This window comes from Ruegeria sp. BB5 (assembly GCF_056539405.1).
The window spans coordinates 22,576-46,086 of sequence record NZ_JBQFUX010000009.1 but is presented as its reverse complement, the minus strand read 5'-3'; the positions used below and the strand labels follow the sequence as shown (position 1 = coordinate 46,086).

The following is a 23,511-nucleotide window of genomic DNA, read 5'->3' as shown; positions in this document are numbered from 1 at the left end:
TTAGGACAGCGGGGCCAGACAACGCAGGCCGTGGCCTTCGCCCACTTCCCATTCTGGTGTCTGGGTGCAGATTTCCTTGGCAAAAGGACAGCGCTCGCGGAATTCGCACCCGGAAGGGCGCTTGAGCAGGCTGGGGGGTTCACCTTTAAGGGCGATCCGTTCCAATCGCGCATCCGGGTCGGGCTCTGGGTTGGCACTCAGAAGACAGCGCGTATAAGGATGGCGCGGGTCGTTGAAAATTGTCTCGGTCGTGCCTTCTTCGACCAATCGGCCCAGATACATGATGCCCATCCTGTCGGCCACGTGGCGCACGACGCTGAGGTTATGTGTGATGATAACCATCGCCAGACCCAGCCTTTCACGCAGATCGTTGAGCAGGTTCAGCAATTCGCCCTGCACCGACACGTCAAGGCCAGCGGTTGGTTCATCCGCCAGGATCAGCTTGGGCTCCAGCGCCAACGCACGGGCCACGCCCACACGCCGTGCCTGACCGCCAGACAGCTGATAGGGGTAACGATCCGCAAAATGCGTGGGCAGGTTGACCATTTCCAACAGGCGCTTGGCCTCGGCATCCAGATCGCGGTCCTTCATACCCTGAATGCGATAGGGTTCTGTGATCAGGCTGCGGATCGTCAAGCGTGGCGAGAGGCTGCCGACCGGGTCCTGAAACATCAATGCCATGTCCTTGCGAAGCGGACGCATGACCTTTTCCGGCGCGCCTCGAATTTCCTGGCCTTCGAAAGTGACCGAACCATCCTGCGCCGGGGCAAGTCCCGCAATGGCGCGAATAACCGTCGTTTTGCCAGAGCCACTTTCACCAACCAGCGCGTAGGTCTCGCCGGGTTCTACGGTAAAGCTGACGCCCGCCAGAACATTGACCGGTCCATAGCTGGTTTTAAGGTCCACGACGTTCAGCAAGCTCATGTTGTGGCCTCCTCATGGTTCAGCCAGCACGCAGCATGATGGCCTTCTTTTAGTTGATCCAAAGGGGGCACCTCACTCGCGCAGCGTGCCATCGCTTGATCGCAACGATCTCTGAAAATGCAGCCACGTGGCAGGTTGGCCAGATCGGGCACTTCGCCGGGGATGGTGGGCAAAACGCGGGCGCGTTCCTTGATGTGACCGGGGTCGCATTCTATAAGACGGCGCGTGTAGGGGTGTTTGGGATTGTGAAAAATCTCCCGCACGTCGCCGCTTTCGACAACTGCACCGGCATACATCACCACCACCCGGTCGCAGAGTTCAGCAATCACACCCAGATGGTGCGAGATAAACAGGATGGCGCAGTGAAACTCGCGCTGCAGTTCTTGCAGGCGCTCAATGATCTGCACCTCAAGCGTCGCATCCAGCGCCGTAGTCGGCTCATCTGCGATCAAAAGATCAGGTTCGGACATCAACGCCATCGCAATCGCGATCCGCTGACGCATCCCGCCTGAGAACTCATGAGGATATTGTTTCAATCGCGCTTCGGGATCGGGAATGCCAACGGCACCCAGCATCTTGGCTGCGTGGGCCAGTTTGCCCGCTTTGGATTGCTTGGATCGGTGCTGAATGTCCAGCATCTGCTGCCCGATGGTCAGAACCGGATTATGCGTTTGCATCGGATCCTGAAAGACAATGGATATGTCCGCCCCACGCAGATCACGCATCTGACGCTCGGACGCCTGCAACAAATCCTGACCTTTGAACCTGACCTCTCCTTCGCGGAACCGCGTATTGGGTGCGGTCAGGCGTAGGATGGATGAGATCAGGGTGGATTTGCCGCAGCCGGATTCCCCGACGATGCCGACAATTTCACCTTTGTTGACGTTGAAGGTGATGTCCCTCAAGGCTTTGAGGTCGCCACGGCCTGTTTCGTAGTCGACGCTGAGGTGGTCGATTTCCAGAAGTATATCGGTCATCTCTGTTTCCTCAGTTTCGGGTCAACCACGTCGCGCAGGCTTTCACCCAGGAAGGTGAACCCAAGCGTTGCCAGAATGATTGGCAGGCCGCCGCCCACTACCAGCCACGGTGTTTGGCGGATCAGCGAATAGCCATCCTTGAGCAATGCGCCCCAGCTGGGGGTTGGGGGTTTGACACCCAGTCCCAAGAAGGAGAGGCCAGCCTCAAGAGCGATAACTGTGGGGATGTCCATCGCCGCCAGCACCGCCAGAACGCCAATGATGTTGGGCAGCATATGCACACCCAAGATACGCGCCATGCTGGCCCCCATCGAGCGTTCGGCCAGAATGAACTCGGAGTTGCGCAGCGTCAGCGTCTGGGTTCGCGCCACTCGCCCATAGGTTGGGATCGAGGTCGCCATGACCACAAACACCACGGTCTGAAGGCTCGGCCCGACGAGGGCCACAACAGCAAGCGCGAACATCACGGTCGGAAAGGACCGAATGGTATCGAAAAACAGCATCAAAAGATTGTCGAGCCATTTCGGGCCGTACCCTGCAATCATACCCAGCGTCAGGCCAATCGCCATGGCACCAAACACAGCAGGCAAAGCCACCTTGAGCGCGACTTGGCCTCCGGCAATCACACGCGAAAACGTATCGCGACCCAGCTGGTCGGTTCCCAGCAGATGCGCCGCGGACGGTCCTTGCATGCGGGATTTGATATCCATCGCAATCGGGTCATAGGGCACGATCCAGGCCGCGAATATCGCGCAGAACACGATGATGCCAACGATGATCAAGCCCATTAAGCCAAGCGGGTCACGGGCGACGCCGACTATGATCTGGCTCAGTTCAGAACGAGATTTTTCCATAACTCCCCCTCCTCAATGAGCCGTACGCGCACGTGGATCGAGCAACGCATTGATCAGATCAGCCAATGCGGTCGACACCACGAACAGCGCGGTGGATACGAGGACCGAACCCATGACAATCGGGTAGTTGCGGGTCGTGATGCTATCGATCACCAACTTTCCCAGCCCGGGGCGGGCAAAGACGATTTCTGCAAAAACGGCCGAGCTGAGAAGAAAGCCCATCCCGACCCCAATCACGGTAACCACTGGCAGTATGGCAATACGCAACGCGTAAACCATGACCACGCGACGTTCGGCGATACCAAAGGCCCGGGCCGTGCGTACATGGCTTTCGCCCATAACTTCCAGCATCGAAGCCCGCACAAGCCTGGCAATATAGCCAACCCAGCTGAGCCCTATGGCAAAGGCCGGCAGGACCAGATGGTCCAGTCGATCCCAGAACCCTTCGCCCGCGCCAATGGCAGGGAACCATTGCAGATGCACGGCAAAAACAAGCAGCGCCAACAGTGCAACAACAAAGGCCGGCGCAGCAACAAAGCTGACGGATACTGCAGCAGCGATCCGGTCGATCAAAGTGTTAGGATGCGCAGCCGCATAGGCACCAAGCGCAATGCCCAAGCTTGCAGACCACAGGATAGACGCAAAGATCAGCTCCAGAGTGAAAGGCAATTGCTGAAACACAATCTCGGTCACGGAACGGCCCGAGAAGACGTCAGTGCCAAGGTCACCCTGCAGGAGGTTTCCATAGAAGATCAAAAGTTGTTTCCAGATCGGTTGATCAAGCCCCAGCGCCGCAGTTAGCTGAGCCTGAAGCTCGGGCGTTGCGCGCGGGCCCAGCATGATCTGGACCGGATCGCCTGGCACGGCGCGGATCATCAGGAACATGACGGTCACCGCCACGAAGAGGATAAGCAGCGACAGCCCGAAGCGACGGGTTGCGAAATTCAGCATGGCCAACTGGCTCCTTGCGGGTTTGTGGCTTTGTTTTTGGTACGGCGAGCGTTACGCGCCCGCCGCACCTCGGTCGACCTGGGGAGATCAGGTCGCCTTGCCGAAATAGCGAAGCAGGGACAGGCCATCCGGCCGCAGCGCAGGAATGACACGTGCGCTGTGGATGACCGGTGTCGCCTCGTGGGTGATAAAGCGATAGGCACCGCTATCTTCCATCAAGTCCTGCGCGCGCTGATACATTTCAGCCCGTTTTGCGATATCCGTTTCCGCAGCCGCGGCTTCATGGATTTCGTTGAATTCAGGACTATTGAAACGCTCCCAGTTCCACTTGCCAATCTGTTCGGGCGTAAACCACGACGTCGCATAGTACGGATCAGGGGTCATGGAATAGCGATTCAGTACAAGCTGAAGGTTCTCATTGTCGCCAGACGCCCAGAACGCCCCGGATTCTAGAACATTCACTTCAACCGTGATCCCGATCTGCGCCAGTGTCGCCTGAATGATCTGGGCAGTTGTCGTAAAGGTCGTCTTGTTTAGTGTATCGAGGGTCAGCGTGACATTGGTTTCACCGGATTCCGCCAGCAACTGCGCCGCTTTTTCAAAATTCGCCTCGGGTGGCACAAGCGAAGAAGGTCGATGTCCGGCAAGACCCGGTGCAATGATGCCGGTCGATGGATCAGCGGCACCAAAATAGGCGGCCTCTAGAATGCTGGGTACATCCACCGCGTGCTGGATCGCCTGCCGCAGTTTTTGATTTTGCAGCTTCGGATGCTCGACGTTCATTCCCAACCAGACATAATAAAGCGAGGGTTTTTCAACCAGCGATCCGCCATTCGGAACACCGGCGCGGTACCGCTCGACCGAGCCCAGCGACACGCGGGTTACATCCAACTCACCTGCCTCAAACGCAATCTCGGCTGTGTTTTCATCGTCAATTGGATAAATCTCGACAGTATCCCAGGTCGGCGCATCCCCTTTCCAATCAGGGTTGCGCTTAAGAACCGTCTTTTCCTTGGGTGACCAACTGTCCCGCAGGTACGGCCCGGACTCTGCAACCGGATCAGCCCCGATCCGGCCACCAGCGGCCTCGACTGCCGCTTTTGAGACGATGTTTCCGGTGATATAGGGCAGTGCGATCGACCAGATCGGTGCGAACGGCTTGTTCAGAACAATTGTCCCTTCGCGTTCACCAGTTACTTCAACATGGCTGAATGGCCCCAAGTCGGGCTTGTTCGGACTGTCGGTCGCGTCGTCCACGACCCGTTCCATGCTGAATTTGACATCTTCGGCAGTCATGGCACCAAAACCCTTGGTGAACCCGATATCGTCACGTAGTGCGAATTTGATGTGGGTCGGATCAACCTGCTCAATCATCGTTGCGGCATCCAGTTGCCAGCCCCATTCCTCGCCCGGTTTGTACTGGATCAGCTTGTTGTAAATCGAAGCATGTACTTCCTCTTCAACAACACCAACGGAATGGGCCGGATCCATGTTCTGTGCATCACCATAAGCCCGCACACGCAAAACACCGTCATCTGCTGCAAGCGCACGGTCCGCCCACCCCATCGGAAGCGCGGTTGCGGCCCCAAGCGCGGTTGCGCCTTTCAGAAACCCCCTGCGACCGATATTGGCCTTTGTCCATTCGATCTTCATAGTATCCTCCCTTGGATTAATTCAAAGAAGCCCGCGCGGAATGGTTTCCGACCATTCCTTTGTCAGAACTTCGATTTCGTCTGCGCCTTCGGTGGCGCGTAGTTTGCGGTAGAGGTAGAAATTCTGCGCATCGCAGGTCATGCGGCACTCGGTCGAGATGGCCACCTGCCAATCCACCCGCTCAAAGGTAAAGTTCCAGGCGGTCTCGAAGACGGCGGTGGCGGGATCATCGGGGTGGATACCGTAGTGCATTCGCACATCGCTGCCGACAATCAGATCATGATAAGGATCGCGCGTCTTGCCGTAGTCATCGAACGTTTCCAGAACCACTCGACCATCGTCGGTCATCATGCGTTCGGATTGGGCTGAAGGTGGACGCAAAGGTTCAGCTTCCAGAACCGGATATGTCTGTGCCGGTCCCGGTTCCGAGGCATTAATTTCGCGTGTGACCTCGCGCACCGGCAGATGCAGGGCGCAATCTTGCAAGTGCAATGTCACCTCGGCAGAATTCGGCGCCGGCCAGACGATCGGCCAGTAAGATGTAGACAGGGCCAGCCGCAACACATGGCCCCGGCGTAAGTGATGCGCGCATTCATTCAGGGCTATCTCGGCCTCGTAAATCTGACCTGGCTCCAGCGTTTGCGGCGTCTCATGACTGTGGTAGTGACACAGGTTCAAAGACCGATAGCTGATCCGCTGCGATACACCGTCAGGCGAGACGTCGCACAACCGCGCGACCAGTTGTGCCACTGGTTGATCCACTGAAAATTGAAACTTCAGCTTTGCACGCCCCAGTAACTCTAACGGAGCTTGCAGCGGCGCGCTGTCAAAACAAACCGACAGGGCGTCGTCCCTGGCCTGGTCGCCCGCAAGTTCGTTGTCGATCCGCATGCCTGCACAGAAATACCCCCCATCGGCACCAATATGACAGGGCGACGCGATAGCGACCGTGCCAGACGTCGACTCCTGCGAAAAACCGCCCTTTGTCAGATGCCAGACCTGTTCAGAGACATGAGGCGAAGGCCATGTCGCCTCAGCGATCCAACGACCTTGCCGAGGGCTGTTATGCGCTGTTGGGTTGAAGTGTTCCTGCATATAGGTCCGATACGCAGGCAAATCCTCGGCGCCATTTTCTTGCCCTTTCAGCCAGCGATCAAACCAGCCGATGACTTCTGAGTGAAAATCCGCCGGATCAAGTTTCGAGATATGCGCGTAGCGATGTTCCCAAGGTCCAATGACGGCTTTAGCGGGCACGGTTAGGTTCGCGACCAAAGCCGGGGGTGCATTGACATAAGCATCTGCCCAGCCAGTGATTGCCAATACAGGGGTCTGGATCGCGGACCAATCCTCGCAAACTGAGCCGTGCTTCCAGAAAGAGTCCCGTGTCGGATGACGCAACCAATCCGCCGCAGAGAATGGGACGTTTTGCAGTCGGGCAAGCCAATCCTCTCGCCAATCCGCGCGAAGTTCAGGATCAGCAGGGCGGGTCAGGTACGCAAACATCTGACTGCCCCAGTTCATATTGTCACTTAGCAGGCATCCACCCATAAAATGGATGTCATCCGCATAGCGATCCACAGTCGAAGCGACACTGACCACGGCTTTCAACGCAGGTGGTTGTCGAAAGGCCAGTTGCAGACCGTTAAACCCGCCCCACGATATTCCAATCATCCCGACAAACCCGTCACACCAATCCTGCGCGGCAATCCAGGCTATGACCTCCTCGCCATCACGCAGTTCCTGCTCGGAATACTCGTCGTCAAACTGCCCTTCGCTGTCTCCGGTCCCAGCAATGTCGACGCGGATGCAGGCATATCCTGCTTCAGCAAAAACTGTGTGTGTTGTTTCATCTCTTGGCGCAGTGCCATCGCGTTTGCGATATGGCAGGTATTCCAGAATGGCCGGGGCCGGATCTGTTTCGGGTAACCAGATACGCGCGGCAAGCCGCCGCCCGTCCGCAAGGGTGATCCATGTGTTTTCGATGGTTTCGATTGGCATCTGAGACTTATCTGTTGTGGGCCGATACCGAAGAAGAAACCGATTTGCAGACAAAACAAATTGTGCGATCTTACGCGGATTGACGCTATTTGCAGTGATACCGCGTCAGAACGCGAAAGGTTTTGCCTGTGTCCGAGAATTTTTCTGCCAACCTGCGGTCGTTATGCGCAGAACATGGGAACATTTCGCAGATTTGTCGCGATATCGGCGTCAACAGACAGCAATTCAATCGTTACTTGAATGGCGCCAGTCTGCCTTCCGCGTACAACATGCGTCGCATTGCGCGTCATTTCGACCTGACAGAAGCCGATTTATTCGCTGAAACCGGCGTCTTCGAACTGATGCTAAAAGGCGCCCTGTCACATACCGGAACAACGCCAACGGATGCTTTTTTGGAACCTTTTCGGGGTCAACAGAAAAACCTCAGGCGATACGTGGGGTTCTATCATTCCTATTTCTGCACACCTTCATGGGAAGGAAAGATCTTTTGTTCATTGATCCGAATTCAGGAAGTTGATGGGCTGTTCACGATCCGCTCCCGAGAAATTGCTACGTCTCCAGACAAAAGCACGCACCAGATTTCACGCTATGCCGGTTTGGTGACAATGCGCGGAAACAGGATATTCGTGACCGAGCACGAGCTTACGCGCGAAGGTAGCGTTGCCAATACGATTTTGTATTCCGCACACCGTCAACAGCTGAAATATCTGCGAGGCATGACAATGGGCGTCGCATGGCGCCCATACCCACATCCCTACGCTGCCAAGGCAATCTGGAAACGATTGCACGAGCGTGTAACCGCCCGTGAGGCAATTGCTGCTTGTGGAATCTATCCTGCCCAAAGCAATAGGATTGATCCAACCGTCAGAAAGCACCTTCACGAGGCTTGAGGCGGTCGTTGAACTAAAATAAACTCTAATTTTTAGGTAGTTGCTCGTTTGGACCGCAAACTCCAAGTTTGAATTTGACGTCTCACTCTACCAGCAATTCAACGTCACCTGTTGTATTGAGAGCAAACCGATGTTAGTTCCAGACCGCATAAACGTTTGTTTCACGCAGAAGTTCGAAGCCCTTAAAGCTGGGTTTAGGTCCTATTTTGGCTGGGACGCTACCCACTCTCAAGGACGTTATGCTACAAGTTTGGCAGTGCCTAAACGGCAACTACGCCGGGCATTGAATCCTGTCGTTGGCGAGCGTCCGTTGAATCCATGACAGAATTTCAGATGGGCGACTTTTTTTACGATCTGCCTGTGACAACGGCAACAGGCTTTCGCGCATTTCCGCCACGCGGAGGGGGTTGGCAGCAAGCTCATCCAGTGCCGCGGCAAGAGCATCAATATCGTAGGGGTTCACCAATACCACACCTTTGTCCGGCACCTGCCACCTGACGTCGGGAATATCCGACGTCACTGCAGGAAGCGCGCAAGCCATGGCCTCAGCGATGGCGTTGCAGCAGCCCTCGGCCAGAGTTGGAAGGGCCAGCACATCGGCGGCATTCAGCCATAACGCAAGGTCCTCATGGCTGACGCTCCCTGTCTTGATGACTCCTGGAAAGTCTGGCACCAGCGGTCCAGAACCTAGAAACGCAGCTTGGACAGGCTTTATCATTTTGTGCAGCGCTGCGTTAAGCCGGGATGCTCCTTTGCGGTCGTAATAGTGGCCTACGTAGACCGGGATGAATGCATCTTGGCTCAGCCCAAGCTTTTGTCGACATTCGACCTTATCCATCGGACGAAACCGTGCCCAATTCGGGAAATTCAATATCAGTTCCACGCGTGATGAATCGGCACCCAGCTCTATCGCCTCATCCTGCAATCGCGGTGATACACAGACAATCCCTGCCGCGTCACGTATAACTGTGCGGCGCATCTCAACCGTATCGGTTGTGCCTTTCAGTAGAGAATGGGACTCGCCCAAAGCCACGAAATAGGGCAGCCCCTTTTCCCGAGCAACGACACGGGCAAACTGCCCCGACTCGGCAAATTGTGCGTAGATCAGATCGGGTCGCTTACCACCACGCAACCCCGAGAGGATATTGTCGTTGTGGCGGTCTAGCAGCAAGCGGTAGAGCCCTTTAGGTAAATGCTTGGCAAATGGGGTGCCTAACGTAGGCACCAGATCTGTATTGACGCCGGGGATCGAGACATCTTCGCGGAGAGATCGTCCTTTGAGGCGCTCCGAAAGGGTAGTCGCGCTAATCACATCGACAGCAACACCTTGGGCACTCCAGCCCTCGGCAAGGTTGGCAACAAAACGACCGGATTCCGGTTTATAGGGGCGGGGATAGACCGGCGAGACAATGCGGATGCGTTTTGGATAGATCATGAGGCGGTTTTCACCAATGTTTCCGGGTTGAGTACCTCGGGCATCCAAATGTCCTTGGTTTCTGGATATATTTCTGCGCAAAAATTGTAAGTCGGATCGAAAATGACGCGCAGTTGTTCTTGGGTCGCGTCGCCGACGTATTCAGCTTTGGCATGCACATTCACCTGCCGTTCTGCATGCTCGGGGCAGTAGGCGACACCCGCAAACTCGGACAGGCGGGCGATTTCATCTCGCTGAAAGATCGTTTCGTAAAAGCCAAAGAACAACTGATCTTCGGCAAAAACTTGTCGCAACGCAGTTACGGTGCGTTCGTAGTCAGCTCGCAGTCTCGCTTCGGGTGATTGTGCATAAGCCAGTACAGCGGTATCCAAATCGCCATCTAGCTGTACAGCTTCGGTGCGGGTGCTTTTGCGTCGGTTCATCTGTGCTGCAGAAACGCATCGCGTCACCGGATCGCGCATGAGAAACATAGCTTTCATAGGAATGCCGCGATGGGCAAAGCCGTCTCGAATGGTTTCTAGTACTGACGCTGGTAGACCTGCATAAGCTGGAGTGATATCGCCAGTTAAAGCAATCCCAGGACGATTGAGCAAATCCTTGAAGAAATCGAAGTAACCTTCAAGATCATCCTGTAACGCGCCGCGAACCGCAGAGACAGACGGAGACCGGCGGAGCGCGCGGCGCAGTAAGGATTCACCTGCGTTTCGCAGACCTGATCGCCCACGATGATCGTAGTGTGCCATTTCTGGCAAATGGACCGAATCCCAGACGTGGTATTCCTTTATCGGACCAAAATCTGCATTCGAATCCGCAGCGAGATAGGAATGCACCCAGGTCGAACCGGATTTTTGCGCACCCAACCCGAGAAGGAAACAACCCTGATCGCTCATGCACTTGTAACCTTGTCTGCAGACTTAACCTTGTTCCAACGCAGCGCCTGTTTGAATTTCTTGATGGGTTCGGCGGTTACACGAAACGGCCATTCGCCCATTCGGATCATCTCTGACCTGATTGCAGGTCGCGGAAAGGAAAAGAGCCGATCGTATCCCAGCATCTCAAGCAGCGCGCCGCCGTTGTTCGCTTCGAAGATTTCGATCTCACGCTGTGAGAGGGTTGTACGCCAGCTTTCGACGCGATCGGCAGAAGGAGCTTCGCCGACAAGTTGGTGTTGATGGCGAGTGTAGTCGGGCACTTCAAATCCGCTAGAAGCGCTCAGCTCTTCTGGGGTAACGCTGCGTTTCTCGCCTGCGGTCAGAAAAGTTAGCAACGAGCTCCAATCATCCAGATGTCCGCGTGCCAAATCCTCATACCGGACGGTTATGCAGCAATCCGGATGTCTCAGGCTTGCAGCAAGCCCCGGCGCTGTACGTGCGGCCCACCACCATGATGCGTGCATTGGGTTGCGCGGTCCCCATTCCAACCCCCGAACCGAGGAGAAGACTGCCCGCCCATCTCGAACCAAGTTAACGAACCGGGCGTTGGGAAATGCTCGCCGCAAAATGCTAAAATCTTCGAAGTTAATCGGGGTGTGATCTACCCAGATTGGCGCAGTGCCAACAGGGACGCCTGCGGGAAAAACCAAATGGCTCAAAAAGCTAGCGGCATCATTACATTTCAACAGTGTCTCACGCGCCGGGCGATCCCTCCAAAGTCGATAAGACCGCTCATTGTCGAGTACTTTGACTGCGACCTCGGGGCCATTAACCGCCAACGCCCGCAAGGCGGGGCGTTTGAACTGAGATTCGGGCATCACTCGACCGTTCAGCAGTGCCCCTACGCGATCCCCCAAAAAGGTCGTTCCACTTCTGGGGCAAGCGCCGATGAAAATGGGGCGTACTGAAGTTGGTTCGGTCATGAAATTCTCGTGCGAGCAATAGAAAGTTGCGTCAAGCCATGGCAGGCTGAGTTATGTTAGATGGCTAAACAAAAATTATTTCGTTTTGAATATTACTGTTATCGAAAAATTCAGGCTGGATTGATCCTTTTAGACACCAAATCGGAAAGAACTTGAATAGTGAACATATGAAAATAAGCGCAGAACTAGATTGTTGCATTTTCGTGATTGGCAATTTCCTCGTCCGAAAACCGTCGTGAAATCTTTTTCGCCGGGTTCCCGGCAACAACGTCGTAGCTTTCGACATTCGAGTTTACCAGTGAACCTGCACCAATGACAGCTCCTCTGCCGACAGTGATTCCGCTCAACAATATCGCGCCAAATCCTATCCAGACATCGTCCTCGATACAGATCGTGCTTTCGGGTGTGTCGCTGTCCTGATCGTCGCTGTAGATCCATGACGCTTGGGTAATCGGCACGCCGACTTGCTTCATGTCATGATCCCGCCGACCCACAATGCCAACATAGCTAGATATCAGAACGTTGCTTCCAATGGTTCCATTGCAAGCCATGTAGAAGTTTCGCCCGATATTGACGTTGTCACCAATTTTTAATTGATCGGGGGCCTGAATGTGCCCTTCCACACCGATAACAAAGCTTTTTCCGACACTCACATTCGCCCGAATTGCAGTGTATCTGTTCATCGCTCGATAAGCGTTTCGCACATATTTCATTTCACGTGCCTCGCCCCGATGGATGCCACCTGTTTGGCACGTCGTTTTACCCGACCCAGCTGGGAGATGACCTTTTGCAATTTCACATCCCGTGAGCTTCTGATCGAATCCAACGCTTTGAAGTCCAGCACAACTTCTGACGGCAATTTAGGTGAAAACGAGGCCAACTCTTGGTTCTTGTGCAAAAAGCGATAAGGGTTGAGAGGGCTTGCATGTGTACCCGCAAACATACCTGCGTTCCGCACTAGGCTAACGGGCGGGGCTAGTGAAACGCCGCCTTGCAAAAAAATCTCTAGGTACCAGTTCACGTACCAGCTGCTTATTAAGCCAAGGTCGTCAAGCTCGAGAATGGATGAGAAATCGCGAAGACCAAGAACGTCAAAATAAGTTCTGAAACTTTTGGACCCGACGACAGCGTGATCCTTCGAGCCAGACGCGAAACGCTCCCAAGATGTTTTCCAGGTTGCCCAGCCCCAAGGATGAGGAAATGGAACAAAAAATGCGTCCCGCCGCTCCTTAAAACTCGCGACGTCGTACATATAGCCAGAAATACTCCAAACCCGGTCATCCGAAGCAAACTTTGCCAGAGCCTGATTGAAAAAATGCAGCGTCTGCGGCGATAGGATAAGATCGTCTTCCAGGATGATAGCGCAATCATTTTCCCTCAACTCGTCAGAAACACCTTTACTGATCGAAGCTTTCAGGCCCAGATTTCTTTCCCTCACGTGAATTGTCTTATTGGGGTGTTCCAGATTTTGAACAACTTCGCGTACGCGTTCTACCATTTTGGTATCTTTGGCGGTTCTCGGCCCGTCAATGAACACTTTTAGAGGTGACTCCAAAAACTCAGGACATCGCTTTAGTGATTGCAAGGTTTGAGATAATCTATCCGGCCTGTTGTAAGCAAAGATCAAAATAGGCGCGTAACTGTTATTCATCTTTTTGATCTTGCGATTTGGAAATTTCGAATATGTATCAACTCAGATGACCTTTTTTTCAACCAGTGCCATTCTAAATTTTTTGCTGCCAACAAAACGTGCTTTACCCTGGATGGCCCTCTACCCACGCCTACGGCCCAGTTGCCACGGACCGGGACCGGCAATTGGATCGCGCATTACCTGCATCAGGCTTAAAGTGTTAGATAGATTGATCGTCGCGGTGGACAATGACACTCCCAATACTGCCGCAACAGGCTCATTTAAAGCCCAAGCCAAAAGCAGAAAGAAGCTTGCGATGCCAAAGCCCAGAATATTTGCGGTGAGGTTGCGTTTTTCATTGCCGCTTTGAGAAAGAATAGCCCCTACTGGACCAACACAGAGGTTCACCGCCGCACCGGCCATGATGATAACGGTATAGAGCAGGAACGGTGGGTCTGTGGAAAATGGCAGCTGGACAAAGAAATAGAGACCGGCAAGCGACAGGACACCGATCACGAACAGCCCAGCGTTCAATCCCAACATTGAGCAATAGAGGCGCCAGATATTACCCCTGGAACTGCCGGCAACGCGCGGAAGTACATACATGCGAGCTGGCTCGTTGAGGTAGCTCAGTAGATTGCCAAAGCGCAATGCAAGAGCAAAGAACCCGGCTGTTTCAGCACCAAACAACGCCATGACAGCCAACGTGGTCCCATGAACCCGGGCAAGGCCAATACTTTGATAAGCTAGAAAGTGCCACTGCTCAGAACCCAGCAACAATCGCATGCGCCCAGGAGCCGCTCGGTGTTGCGCACGACATTCTGCCCAGAAATCACGCAGAAGAACCGCCAAAACCGCGGCAGCCAAAAAATATCCTAAAGCCAAGAACGCTACTGCCTGAATGTGTCTGGGCACTGAAAGGTAGTTGTCCAACGGTAAGGAGAAAAATCCTAGACTTACCAACAGTGGTAGTACGCCTCCAACCAGTGTCACCAGCACCTGACGTTTTTGGGCTACGACGACCTGAATCAGGATTTGCATGATGTTAAAACTCAGCAACAACATTACAAATGCGACGGCGCCGTAACTGGTCAGCTTACCGAACACTGGCTTTGCCAATATCGTAAACCCGATTAGGGCGACGACCACCGAGGCTAAGATCGCCGCGCGGACAAAAGTATGGAAATGCTTCGGAAAGTTCGGATCAGTGCGAAAGTGACGCACCAAAACGTTGTCCGCACCAAAGCGCGCGCCCAACCCTAAAAGAACCTGCGCGCTGATGAAGGCCGAAACTAGGCCGAAACCTGCAACCCCCAACTCAGCCGCCCAAAGTGTAGTCTGCGCCAACGACAAAAGAATGACTGCCAAACGAAGCGTGATCATACGCAACGCAAATACCAAAATATTTTTCACGCGACCTTACCCTTTGAGGAACGTCCGTTGGGTGCTGGCAAACCTGCAACGATCAAATAAAGCATCATGGCTTGAGGGAAATGAAACTCCAACCGCATCAACATAAAAACGATGAATAGCGCGAAGCCCTTTCGTCCAAGTCGCCAGATTGCGATGCCACCAATGGTTGCAACTGCAACGGCGCCAACCAGACCGCCTTGAAACAGAAAATAGAAACCAAAGCCCATGGATTTGGAGTAACTACAATGAAAGCACTCTGCGTATCGGTTCCCTAATATTGTAGATAAGAAGTCTCGCGTTTTAACATCTTCGATAAGCTGTGCTTTAATGTAGATACTGATATCGTTCCCGCCACGGTCAACTAGGCGTTCAGTCAGAAATTCCATCGATTGCAAGCCTAAAAGGGGTAGAACTTGCAAAATCAGCACAGGGATCAGGCCAAGTCCCAGTACAAGCAAAAACAGAGATCTCGCCGTCAGTCTGCTGGTCAGAATAATCGACACCACCACAACCACAGCCAATAGCGCCGCCGTGATCGACAGCGTTCCAGCCAATAGAAACACAGCAAACCAATGGAACAGAGTAGGCTTTCGATCGCCCATCAACGACAACACCGTTAACGCCGCGAAATTGACTGCGAAGGACCCTGGCTCCGAATGGTGTCCACCATAGCGGGTCAATCCCCATGTGGTGATTACCCCCTCACGGTCGACGCCGACATAGTTAAACACTGATGGGTCGAATGGTATTCCCAGTTGCCCCCAAAATATTACTTCGCCCATGTACAGCATCGCATTCAGCCAGGCTGCGTAATAAGCATAAGTTGGAAGGTTTTGGAGGAACCCGCCCACCGGCAGCGTTAAGACAATAAGGGTAAAGCCAAGCAGGATGATGACGTATTGCACGGTGGCCGTGGAAAGGGTCGCCAGAAGTACCGGAACGAGTATCAGTAGAAGTCCGAGCCGTGCGGGGCTGCTGGGGGCAAGAGTACCTGCAGAACCCCTCCGGCCGCCGATGATCACAAGCGCCAAAAACAGGATCGGCAAGTATAAGATGACAAACTGGCTGGCACTGGTGACGTTGCCCTGAGAGAAAGTAACAAACAACAGCAACGTGCCCGCCGCTGTCTTGGTTAATGACGCACTTTGGTTATGCCTGGGACTCAGTTGCCAGTGGCGTTCGACGCCCTGTGCGTTAGGACTGTTAACCATTTTTCAAATTCTCAAGGGTTGTCAGAGCTGGGAATACCAGAAGCAATATAATGTACGGTTTGTTGAATTAATTTTCACGGAACGTGCAAAAGTACGACTTTCAGATTGCAGAAACACCATTACCGATCAAGTAAGATGCTCTGCGTGCAAGAAACTCCGAACCTAGACGGTTTGACCTTCATCGTATGAGTCCACCCATTACCGTAATACCGGCTAGGCGAAAAGCCTTTTGACCGGGATTTTGGTGCTGGAAATACCCAATCCTTCTCATTGCGCCAAGAAGTGTGAAGTGCAACGGCTTTCGTGGGACCAAGATACTTATTGCCGCCTGAACATACGCCCCGCGGAAACAGGTGGATTGTGAGTTTTCTTAAAGTACCGATGTGTGTTCGCGAGAAGCCGTATTCGGTTAAACAAAAAAGCTTTCAGTGTCTCCCCAAGTCACATTGCTCGTCAGTTGCCTCTATCGCCTCAAAGGCGTTGAACCAATTTGACGGCAACCAACACTTTGACCCGGATTAACCCGCCAACTGCAATTCACGCCATCGGTGGCAGCTTACTGCGTGTCCAGCCTCGCAGGTCTCCAAATGCGGCTCTTCCCGCTTGCACAGGTCAGTGGCAAAAGGACAACGTGTGTGAAACTGACAACCTCTGGGGCGATTGGTTGGCGACGGGATCTCACCTTCAAGTTTCTGCGCTTTGCCGCGATCATCCGGGTCCAGAGACGGGATCGCTGAAAACAGTGCTTTGGTGTATGGGTGACGCGGCGATTGGAACAGCTGGCGCGTTGGCGCGCTTTCCATGATCTGCCCCAGATACATCACGGCGACATGATCGCAGGTATGGGCCACCACTGACAGGTCATGACTGATGAACAGATAAGTCAGCCCCATCTCATCCTGAAGCGACTTTAACAGGTTCAGGATGTCGGCCTGAATTGACACATCCAGTGCCGCGACGCTTTCGTCTGCCACCACAAACCGGGGTTTGGACACCAGAGCGCGGGCAATGGAAATCCGCTGACGTTGACCGCCAGAAAAAGCATGTGGAAACCGGCGCAAATGTTCCAGGTTCAGCCGACACAAGCTGGCGATTTCGCGCACACGTTCGTCCACCTCTTCGCGCGAGTTGCACAGACCCATAACTTCCAGAGGTTCGGCAATGATGTCGCGAACGGTCATACGCGGAGATAGCGCAGCATACGGGTCTTGAAAAATTAGCTGTGCACGGCGGCGGTATTCCTTCAAGTCGGCCCCGGCCAAATTGCCCAGATCATAGCTAACCTCTCCATCATCATAATGGGCGGTGCCACCGGTGATGGGTGCCGCATTCAGCAGGGCGCGACCAAAGGTTGTCTTACCCGAACCGCTCTCACCTACCACACCGAAAAAAGACCCTCGGGGGATCGACAGCGAAACTTCGTTGACCGCCATCAGGGTACGCTTGTTGAAAATCTTCCCGCCGACAGGGAATCCAACCGACAGGTCCTGGGTTTCGATCAGATTGTGGTTGCTCATGCGGATTGTCTCTCGTCACAAAGGTGGCAGGCTGTGCGATGGTTTTCACCGGTGTCCGACCAGCCCGGCACAATCGTTCGACAGACATCGCCAACGATTTTGCTGCAACGGGTATGGAAAACGCAGCCTTCAGGCCGTTCCAGCGGCGAAGGGATATCGCCTGGCACCGGCATCAATGGCTTGTCCAGATCGTCCAGCTGTGGCAGCGCGTCGATCAGTCCTTGGGTATATGGGTGATAGGGGTTGCGGATCACCTCGCGGACCGGGCCTTGTTCGATCATCTTGCCCAAATACATCACCGCCACCTTGTCGGCTGTCTGTGCGACCACCCCAAGGTCATGGGTGATAAAGATGATGCCCATCCCGAATTCATCCACCAGATCCTTCATCAGGTCGATGACCTGAGCCTGTATCGTTACGTCCAGTGCCGTGGTGGGCTCGTCCGCGATCAAAAGCTTTGGCTTGGTCGATAACGCCATGGCAATCATCGCCCGCTGACGCATGCCGCCCGACATTTCAAATGCGTATTGCCCAAACCGGGTGGACGCATCGGAAATACCGACGCGGTCCAGCATCTCGATCGACAGTTCACGGGCCTGTTTTTTGGACATATCCGTGTGAATCAAAAGCTGCTCGACCATCTGGCTGCCGATTGTCATTGCAGGTGCGAAACTGGCCATCGGTTCCTGAAAGATCATGCTGATCGCCCCGCCACGCACAACTTCCATATCTCGCGGGCGCTGCAAGGCAAGGACATCCACCGGTCCGCTGTCCAGATGAAGCGTGATACGGCTTTCCGGTGCGTAGACTGCATTGCCCGGATTAAGCTTCATCAGCGATTTCGCGGTCACGGATTTGCCCGAGCCACTTTCACCCACAAGGCCCATGACCTCGCCCGGTGCCAGCGAAAATGACACGTTGTCGACCGCGGTGATCAGCCCTTCGTCGGTCTTGAATTGCAGCGTCAGGTTTTCGACGTCGATCAGGCTCATTTACGGGTCTCCGAATAGGGATCGGCAGCATCGCGCAGCCCGTCGCCCACAAAGACGAAGGCCATGACAAGCGCGATGAAGAAGAGGACCGGGATGAAGTACCAATGATAATTCAACAACACATCTGCTTTGGTCACGTTCTGCAACATAACACCCAATGAGTTCACCGGGTCTTTGAGGCCCAGCCCAATAAAGCTGAGCGCCGTTTCCGACAGGACCACGTAGGGGAACGAGATGACCAAGTCGACGATGATATAGCTGGTAAAGCTTGGCAGAAGATGCCGCCTGATGACGTGACCGGCGGGTGCCCCGCACAATTGCGCGGCCAGAACGTATTCCTGATTGCGCTCGGTCAGCAGATGGGTCCGTACCCGTCGGGCCAAGGTTGGCCATCCAACCAGCCCGAGGATCAGGGTTATGACGAAAAATCGGGTTTCAGCCGACCATTCGGGTGGAATAAAGGCGGCGATGGCCATGAAAAGGGGGATAGATGGTACTGTCCTGACCGCGTCGGTGATCATCTGGATCACACTGTCTATGGCCCCGCCATAATATCCAGCCACGCCACCAATTATCAAAGCCAACACGAACGAGATCACCACGCCTAACGTGCCCACCTGAAGTGACGTCCAGACCGCGTGCAGTGTGCGTGAAAAGATGTCTTTTCCTGCGCTGTCTGTGCCGAAAAGATGGACATAGCCCTGATCCATGCCAAAAAGATGGATGTTGCCCGGAATGAACCCAAACAGTTTGTAGCTGTCGCCGTGGACGAAAAACTGCATGTAGCGGCGTTCATCCTCGTTTATCTTTTCGACCCAGCGAAAGTTAGTGGCAATCGACCGCTCGCGCGTCACCGTGTGCAGAAACGGGCGGATCGAACAGCCGTTCTTGTCGCAGAATTTCGGTATCTGAGGGGCCCCGTTCAGGTAATCCTTGTCCCGTCCTGCGACCGTTGGATCGTATGGCGACAAAAACGGCGCAAAGAGGCCCGACAGGATCAGAACAACCAAAACGGTGGCCGCGATCATCGCCGCGCGCTGCTTTTTGAACCTGGCCCAGATCAGCTGTCTTTGCGACGCCGTGAAATACGCTTCCTTGGCCTTCTGATCGTCGATTTTCGTGGAGGTTTTTGCAGACATGGATCTTACCTCAGAATGCTCTTGCGCACACGCGGATCAATCACGGCCAACAGGATATCCGTGGCGAAATTGAGTGTGACGATGGCGGCTGTTAGCAGGAAGATGATGGCGCCTGCTAGTTGTTGGTCGTTCGACCGTGCGAGAGCCTCCAGCAGCAGCGACCCTGCCTCGGTCAGTGTCAGGATCAGGGCGACAATGGGCAGCTCGTTGAAGATGCGGTTCAGGTCAAATCCCAGCGAGTTGACAATTGGCCCAAGCGCATGACGGGCGGGATAGCGCCACAACAAACGCGGGCCATAAATCCCACGCGCCGCAGCTGCGGTTACGTAAAGCTTGCCGATCTCATCCGACATCAATGCGCGCACGGTCTGCAACGCAAAGGCAGTCGCGGACCAACCCAGAATGAATATGGGCAACCAGGCATGTTTCAGCAGGTCCACGAATTTGGCCCATGACCAAGGGGCCTCGCGATATTCTGGGCTGAACAAGCCGGTGAGCGTCTCGCCGAAATAGATGGTGGAAAACAGCATTACCATCAGCGCCAGCAGAAAGTTGGGCATGGCCAGACCCAGATAGCTGATCAGGCGCAGGGAATTGTTGAGGAATGCGTTCTTGGAAGCCGCCGAGATAATGCCCACGGGCAGCGCGATCATATAGGCCAGCGTCAACGATCCAAGGCAGATCCACAACGAGATCCAAAACTTGTCGCCCAATAGCTGCGCGATATTTACGCGCAAGATGCAGCTTTCGCCGAAATCACCGCGGAAGGCACCGCTCAGCCAACTGGCCCAGCGTGTCAGGAACGGGCGATCAAGCCCTAGTCGGGCCCGTTCGGCCTCGATATCCGCCAGTGTGATGGCCGAGCCTTGAGTATTTTTATAGGCAAGATAGCGTTCGGCACAATCGCCCGGCACAAGCTCCATCAGCGTGAACACGATGAGTGATACCAATACAAGTGTGACCACAGCCATCACCGCGCGCGTGGCGGCAAAGCGGGCGAATTGGAGCATGTCTTTGTTCCCGGCTAGCATATGGAACGGGGCGCGGGCGCCCCATTCCGTCATCTCAGATCGAGGATCGGATCACTCGGACAGCCACCATTGTGCGGGGCGGTACGGATAGGTCCGATAGAACTCGTAGGACTGCGTCTTGAACTCGGTGAAGTTCTGCAGATTGTTCGAGTGGTAGATCGGTGCCGGCGAGTTGACCGTACCAATGAACAGCAGTTCGCTGGTCATTATCTCAACCATTTTCTGAGCGGCAGCAATGGATGCGTCCGATCCAGGTGCGCTGGATTGGTATGTGTCCAGAGCGGCTTTCAGATCGGCAACCCACGCAGGCGGCTCGACACCGTTTTCACCGTTCGAGCTGATGTATTCCGCCCAGAGCATCCCGGTTCGAACATCGAAGTACCCGTCAAACGGGGGAACCCAGATTTCGCCATCGCCCAGAACCGAACCGGCAGGCTGGCTCTTGAGCCACATCCCCATATCCAACGTATTGGCCGATTGCGCCGCGCGGAACTCATCCGAAGTAACCTCTTTGATCGCGGTATTGACGCCCACGTCTTTCCAGTTCTGAGCGATCAGTTCCACCAGTTGAGCAGAGGCTGACTGCGTCGAGAACTGCCAGTCCAGCACAAGCGGGTCACCATTTGGCAGATCACGGAAACCATCGCCGTTCTGGTCAACAAGGCCGACCTCATCCAGCAGAGCATTGGCGCGGTCCTGATCAAAACCAGCCTCGTACTCTGACCATTTGGCATCAATGAAGTCCGGGCGCGGTGAGAACCCGATATACTGTGTCGGCTCACCCAGTCCAAAAGCGGTAACTTCGTTCAGCTGATTGCGGTCCATCGCAACCGACATGGCCGTTCTGAAACGGATGTCGTTGAAGAGCGCGCGTTTGGCCTCATCCTCGGCGGTCACGTTGAACGTCAGCACCGGATAGCCGATCGCGGGCTTTACTTCCAACGTGTAGTTGCCGCTTTCTTGACCCTCCAAAAGAACCGGAGCAGATGTCAGGTTCACACCCTGAGATTTGTAATCCACCTCGCCGTTCAATAGTTTGAGGTTACGCACCTCTTCATCCGGGACATATGTTTCATCCATTTCCGAGATATAGGGCAGCTGGTTACCCTGTGTGTCGACCTGGAAGAAGTAGGGGTTGGCGACATAGTGGCGCCCTTCGGTGCTTTCCTTCACAAGAATATGGCTTTCAAGGGTCGGCATAGCATCCTTGGGCAGACCCGCCAGCTTGTCACCTGCCGTCAGCATTGGCGACGGCGTATCCATCCAGTCCGAATTACCGTAGTAGGCCTTGATCAGTTCATAACCGTTTTCATACCCAAGCGCTTGTGCGTTGGCGTCCGCATTTTCGTCCAACGCCGGGTGGAACTTTTCGAAGAAATGCTTGGGCTGGTAGGGTTGCACATAAGTGAACGAAAACGTCTCGGTCAGGCCCGGTTTGGGTGCGACCAGGGTGAACTGCACCGTGGTATCATCCAGCGCCTCGACCTTCATGGGTTCACCGCCTGCCAAAGCATAATCCTTGGCTTCGGCGATGACATTGGTGTCCATCATCAGGTTGTCATACCAGAACACGACATCCGCCGCGGTGAACGGTGCCCCATCCGACCACTTGTGACCTTCGCGCAGATGCACGGTCAGTTGGGTGAAATCATCGTTCCATTCCCAGGACTTGGCCACATTAGGCACCAAGGTTTGAAGATCGTCGGAATACCGGAACAGGTTCACGTGACGTACAGACAGGAAGTCTGACGTGCCGCTTTCGGTGGCGTTGGACAGCGCATCCAAAACCCCACCATACTGACCGATCGAGTCATATGGCACGATGACCAAAGGCTCGGCCGGCAGACGATCCGCGACCGCAGGCAGGTCGCTATTGCCGCGGATTTTACCATTTAGATCTGCAATGGCTGGGTTTTCTGCAAAGCTCAGCGTACAGCCCGCGGCCGACTGAAACTCTGCCAGATCAAATTGCTGCGGATAAGCACCATCAGATAGGCCCTGCATATCTGCAACTGTCGCTGCCGGACAGTTCGCCCAGGCAGTTCCCCCCAGAGTGACCAAGGCCACACCTGACATCAGAAGCTGTTTCATGTTTTCTCCCTACGGTAACGTCAGTTTCGTTTTTTATTTGCTTGTGAAACCGATTAGTTGACTGCAGCAACGTCGGTTCTCTTCTTCTTTTTCTTTTTTTTGCCACGCAGCGCAGCGACATGGACTGTAACCCCCGCATCCTTCAAAGCTGTGGCGAAAGTTTCAGACGGGGGTATGTCGGTCACCAAATCGGTCACCTGATCAAATCGGCAGGATACATTGGTCGCTTTTTCCCCGAATTTCGTGTGATCGGTTGCGACAATCATGCGCCGCGTATTTTTAAGCAACGCGCGCGTCAACTCAGCCTCCAGCGGGTTCGAAGCCAACACGCCGCCAGAAAGCGATATGGCATCCGCACCGCAAATCACCGCATCATAACTGTATTGGCATGCCAGTTCCTCGGCCGCACGACCAAAACTGCCGCGTTCGGATCGAATAACCTCACCACCGGCAAGGATTGCTCGCGTTCCGTTGTGATCAGCCAGTGAGGCGACAACCGATAGCGAGTTGCTGACCACGGTTAGGTTCTTCAGATCGCGCAGCTGCTCGGCAACATGGGTGGTCGTTGAGCCCACCGTAATGAACAGCACCATGCCGTCTTCGATCATTTGGCTGACCTTGTTGGCAATAAGCGTCTTTTCTTCGGCGTTTTGCTCCAACGCCCCGGAAAACATAGGCGTGTCCTGCGCCCGGGAAAGATAGGTTCCCCCATGCACCCTCTCAACCATGTTTTTTTGCGCCAGCGCTTTGACCAGTCGACGAACAGTTTCCTCAGAAACGTCCATAACCTGCGCGATCTGGGTATTGCGCGCCGAGCCCCCCAACCTTGCCAGGACATCCAGAAGTTCACGGCCCCGATGAGGGATATTATCGCTATCGTGATCCATTTTTTAAGCCCAACATAGTTTCACTTAAAAATCCACAAAAATTGTGAATGTTTTGTGACAATA

At 54.4% G+C, this 23,511-nt stretch carries 20 protein-coding genes; 1 reads left to right on the top strand and 19 read right to left on the bottom strand.

The genetic code is table 11. From position 1 onward, the window contains the following. The 6 genes from ACR0DL_RS17460 to ACR0DL_RS17435 all read right to left on the bottom strand — a co-directional run bounded on the left by ACR0DL_RS17460 (position 1) and on the right by ACR0DL_RS17435 (position 7,357). Entirely contained in the window at positions 1-924 is a 924-nt protein-coding gene (locus ACR0DL_RS17460; RefSeq protein WP_480690476.1) for an oligopeptide/dipeptide ABC transporter ATP-binding protein, read from the bottom strand. After that, the gene (locus ACR0DL_RS17455) at positions 921-1,901 is read right to left on the bottom strand and encodes an ABC transporter ATP-binding protein (protein WP_480690474.1); all 981 of its coding nucleotides are present in this window, start codon (positions 1,899-1,901) and stop codon (positions 921-923) included. The genes ACR0DL_RS17460 and ACR0DL_RS17455 overlap by 4 nt, the downstream gene beginning before the upstream one ends. After that, a complete protein-coding gene (locus ACR0DL_RS17450) occupies positions 1,898-2,755 on the bottom strand; it encodes an ABC transporter permease (RefSeq protein WP_170413240.1) in 858 nt (285 codons plus the stop codon). The genes ACR0DL_RS17455 and ACR0DL_RS17450 overlap by 4 nt, the downstream gene beginning before the upstream one ends. Positions 2,756-2,767: 12 nt before the next feature. Further along, the gene (locus ACR0DL_RS17445; protein WP_170351176.1) at positions 2,768-3,706 is read right to left on the bottom strand and encodes an ABC transporter permease; all 939 of its coding nucleotides are present in this window, start codon (positions 3,704-3,706) and stop codon (positions 2,768-2,770) included. A gap of 87 nt (positions 3,707-3,793) precedes the next feature. Further along, positions 3,794-5,359 carry an ABC transporter substrate-binding protein gene (locus ACR0DL_RS17440; protein ID WP_480690472.1) on the bottom strand — a complete coding sequence of 522 codons (1,566 nt, stop codon included), beginning with the start codon at positions 5,357-5,359 and terminating at the stop codon, positions 3,794-3,796. Positions 5,360-5,380: 21 nt separating this feature from the next. Beyond that, a complete protein-coding gene (locus ACR0DL_RS17435; RefSeq protein WP_480663981.1) occupies positions 5,381-7,357 on the bottom strand; it encodes a CocE/NonD family hydrolase in 1,977 nt (658 codons plus the stop codon). 128 nt (positions 7,358-7,485) lie between these two features. Between ACR0DL_RS17435 and ACR0DL_RS17430 the strand changes: the two genes are divergently transcribed. Next, positions 7,486-8,247, top strand: coding sequence for a helix-turn-helix transcriptional regulator (locus ACR0DL_RS17430; RefSeq protein ID WP_170351173.1), 762 nt, complete (start codon positions 7,486-7,488; stop codon positions 8,245-8,247). Between the two features lie 271 nt (positions 8,248-8,518). Here ACR0DL_RS17430 and ACR0DL_RS17425 read toward each other — a convergent pair whose 3' ends face one another. The 13 genes from ACR0DL_RS17425 to ACR0DL_RS17365 form a co-directional block, all read right to left on the bottom strand. Then, entirely contained in the window at positions 8,519-9,682 is a 1,164-nt protein-coding gene (locus ACR0DL_RS17425; RefSeq protein ID WP_480690470.1) for a glycosyltransferase, read from the bottom strand. Continuing rightward, on the bottom strand, positions 9,679-10,572 hold the full coding sequence (locus ACR0DL_RS17420; RefSeq protein ID WP_480690468.1) for a sulfotransferase family protein: 894 nt from the start codon (positions 10,570-10,572) through the stop codon (positions 9,679-9,681). Before ACR0DL_RS17420 ends, ACR0DL_RS17425 begins: the two co-directional genes overlap by 4 nt. Next, a complete protein-coding gene (locus tag ACR0DL_RS17415; RefSeq protein ID WP_170379446.1) occupies positions 10,569-11,537 on the bottom strand; it encodes a sulfotransferase family protein in 969 nt (322 codons plus the stop codon). Before ACR0DL_RS17415 ends, ACR0DL_RS17420 begins: the two co-directional genes overlap by 4 nt. A gap of 185 nt (positions 11,538-11,722) precedes the next feature. After that, the gene (locus tag ACR0DL_RS17410; RefSeq protein ID WP_170379444.1) at positions 11,723-12,250 is read right to left on the bottom strand and encodes an acyltransferase; all 528 of its coding nucleotides are present in this window, start codon (positions 12,248-12,250) and stop codon (positions 11,723-11,725) included. After that, positions 12,247-13,188, bottom strand: a complete 942-nt coding sequence (locus ACR0DL_RS17405) for a glycosyltransferase family protein (RefSeq protein ID WP_480690466.1) — start codon at positions 13,186-13,188, stop codon at positions 12,247-12,249. The genes ACR0DL_RS17410 and ACR0DL_RS17405 overlap by 4 nt, the downstream gene beginning before the upstream one ends. Before the next feature lie 120 nt (positions 13,189-13,308). Then, the gene (locus tag ACR0DL_RS17400) at positions 13,309-14,580 is read right to left on the bottom strand and encodes a polysaccharide biosynthesis protein (protein ID WP_480690464.1); all 1,272 of its coding nucleotides are present in this window, start codon (positions 14,578-14,580) and stop codon (positions 13,309-13,311) included. Beyond that, positions 14,577-15,791 carry a hypothetical protein gene (locus tag ACR0DL_RS17395; RefSeq protein WP_480690462.1) on the bottom strand — a complete coding sequence of 405 codons (1,215 nt, stop codon included), beginning with the start codon at positions 15,789-15,791 and terminating at the stop codon, positions 14,577-14,579. Before ACR0DL_RS17395 ends, ACR0DL_RS17400 begins: the two co-directional genes overlap by 4 nt. Before the next feature lie 518 nt (positions 15,792-16,309). Then, complete coding sequence (locus ACR0DL_RS17390; protein ID WP_480690460.1) at positions 16,310-17,308, bottom strand: ABC transporter ATP-binding protein; 999 nt, start codon at positions 17,306-17,308, stop codon at positions 16,310-16,312. Further along, complete coding sequence (locus ACR0DL_RS17385; RefSeq protein ID WP_480690458.1) at positions 17,305-18,300, bottom strand: ABC transporter ATP-binding protein; 996 nt, start codon at positions 18,298-18,300, stop codon at positions 17,305-17,307. The genes ACR0DL_RS17390 and ACR0DL_RS17385 overlap by 4 nt, the downstream gene beginning before the upstream one ends. Then, positions 18,297-19,439 carry an ABC transporter permease gene (locus tag ACR0DL_RS17380; protein ID WP_170351163.1) on the bottom strand — a complete coding sequence of 381 codons (1,143 nt, stop codon included), beginning with the start codon at positions 19,437-19,439 and terminating at the stop codon, positions 18,297-18,299. Before ACR0DL_RS17380 ends, ACR0DL_RS17385 begins: the two co-directional genes overlap by 4 nt. A gap of 5 nt (positions 19,440-19,444) precedes the next feature. Beyond that, positions 19,445-20,449: an ABC transporter permease gene (locus ACR0DL_RS17375; protein ID WP_170351162.1), complete on the bottom strand. Its 1,005-nt coding sequence runs from the start codon at positions 20,447-20,449 to the stop codon at positions 19,445-19,447. 72 nt (positions 20,450-20,521) lie between these two features. After that, positions 20,522-22,561: an ABC transporter substrate-binding protein gene (locus ACR0DL_RS17370; protein WP_170551137.1), complete on the bottom strand. Its 2,040-nt coding sequence runs from the start codon at positions 22,559-22,561 to the stop codon at positions 20,522-20,524. 53 nt (positions 22,562-22,614) lie between these two features. Continuing rightward, complete coding sequence (locus tag ACR0DL_RS17365; RefSeq protein WP_170351160.1) at positions 22,615-23,448, bottom strand: DeoR/GlpR family DNA-binding transcription regulator; 834 nt, start codon at positions 23,446-23,448, stop codon at positions 22,615-22,617. Positions 23,449-23,511: the final 63 nt, after the last annotated feature.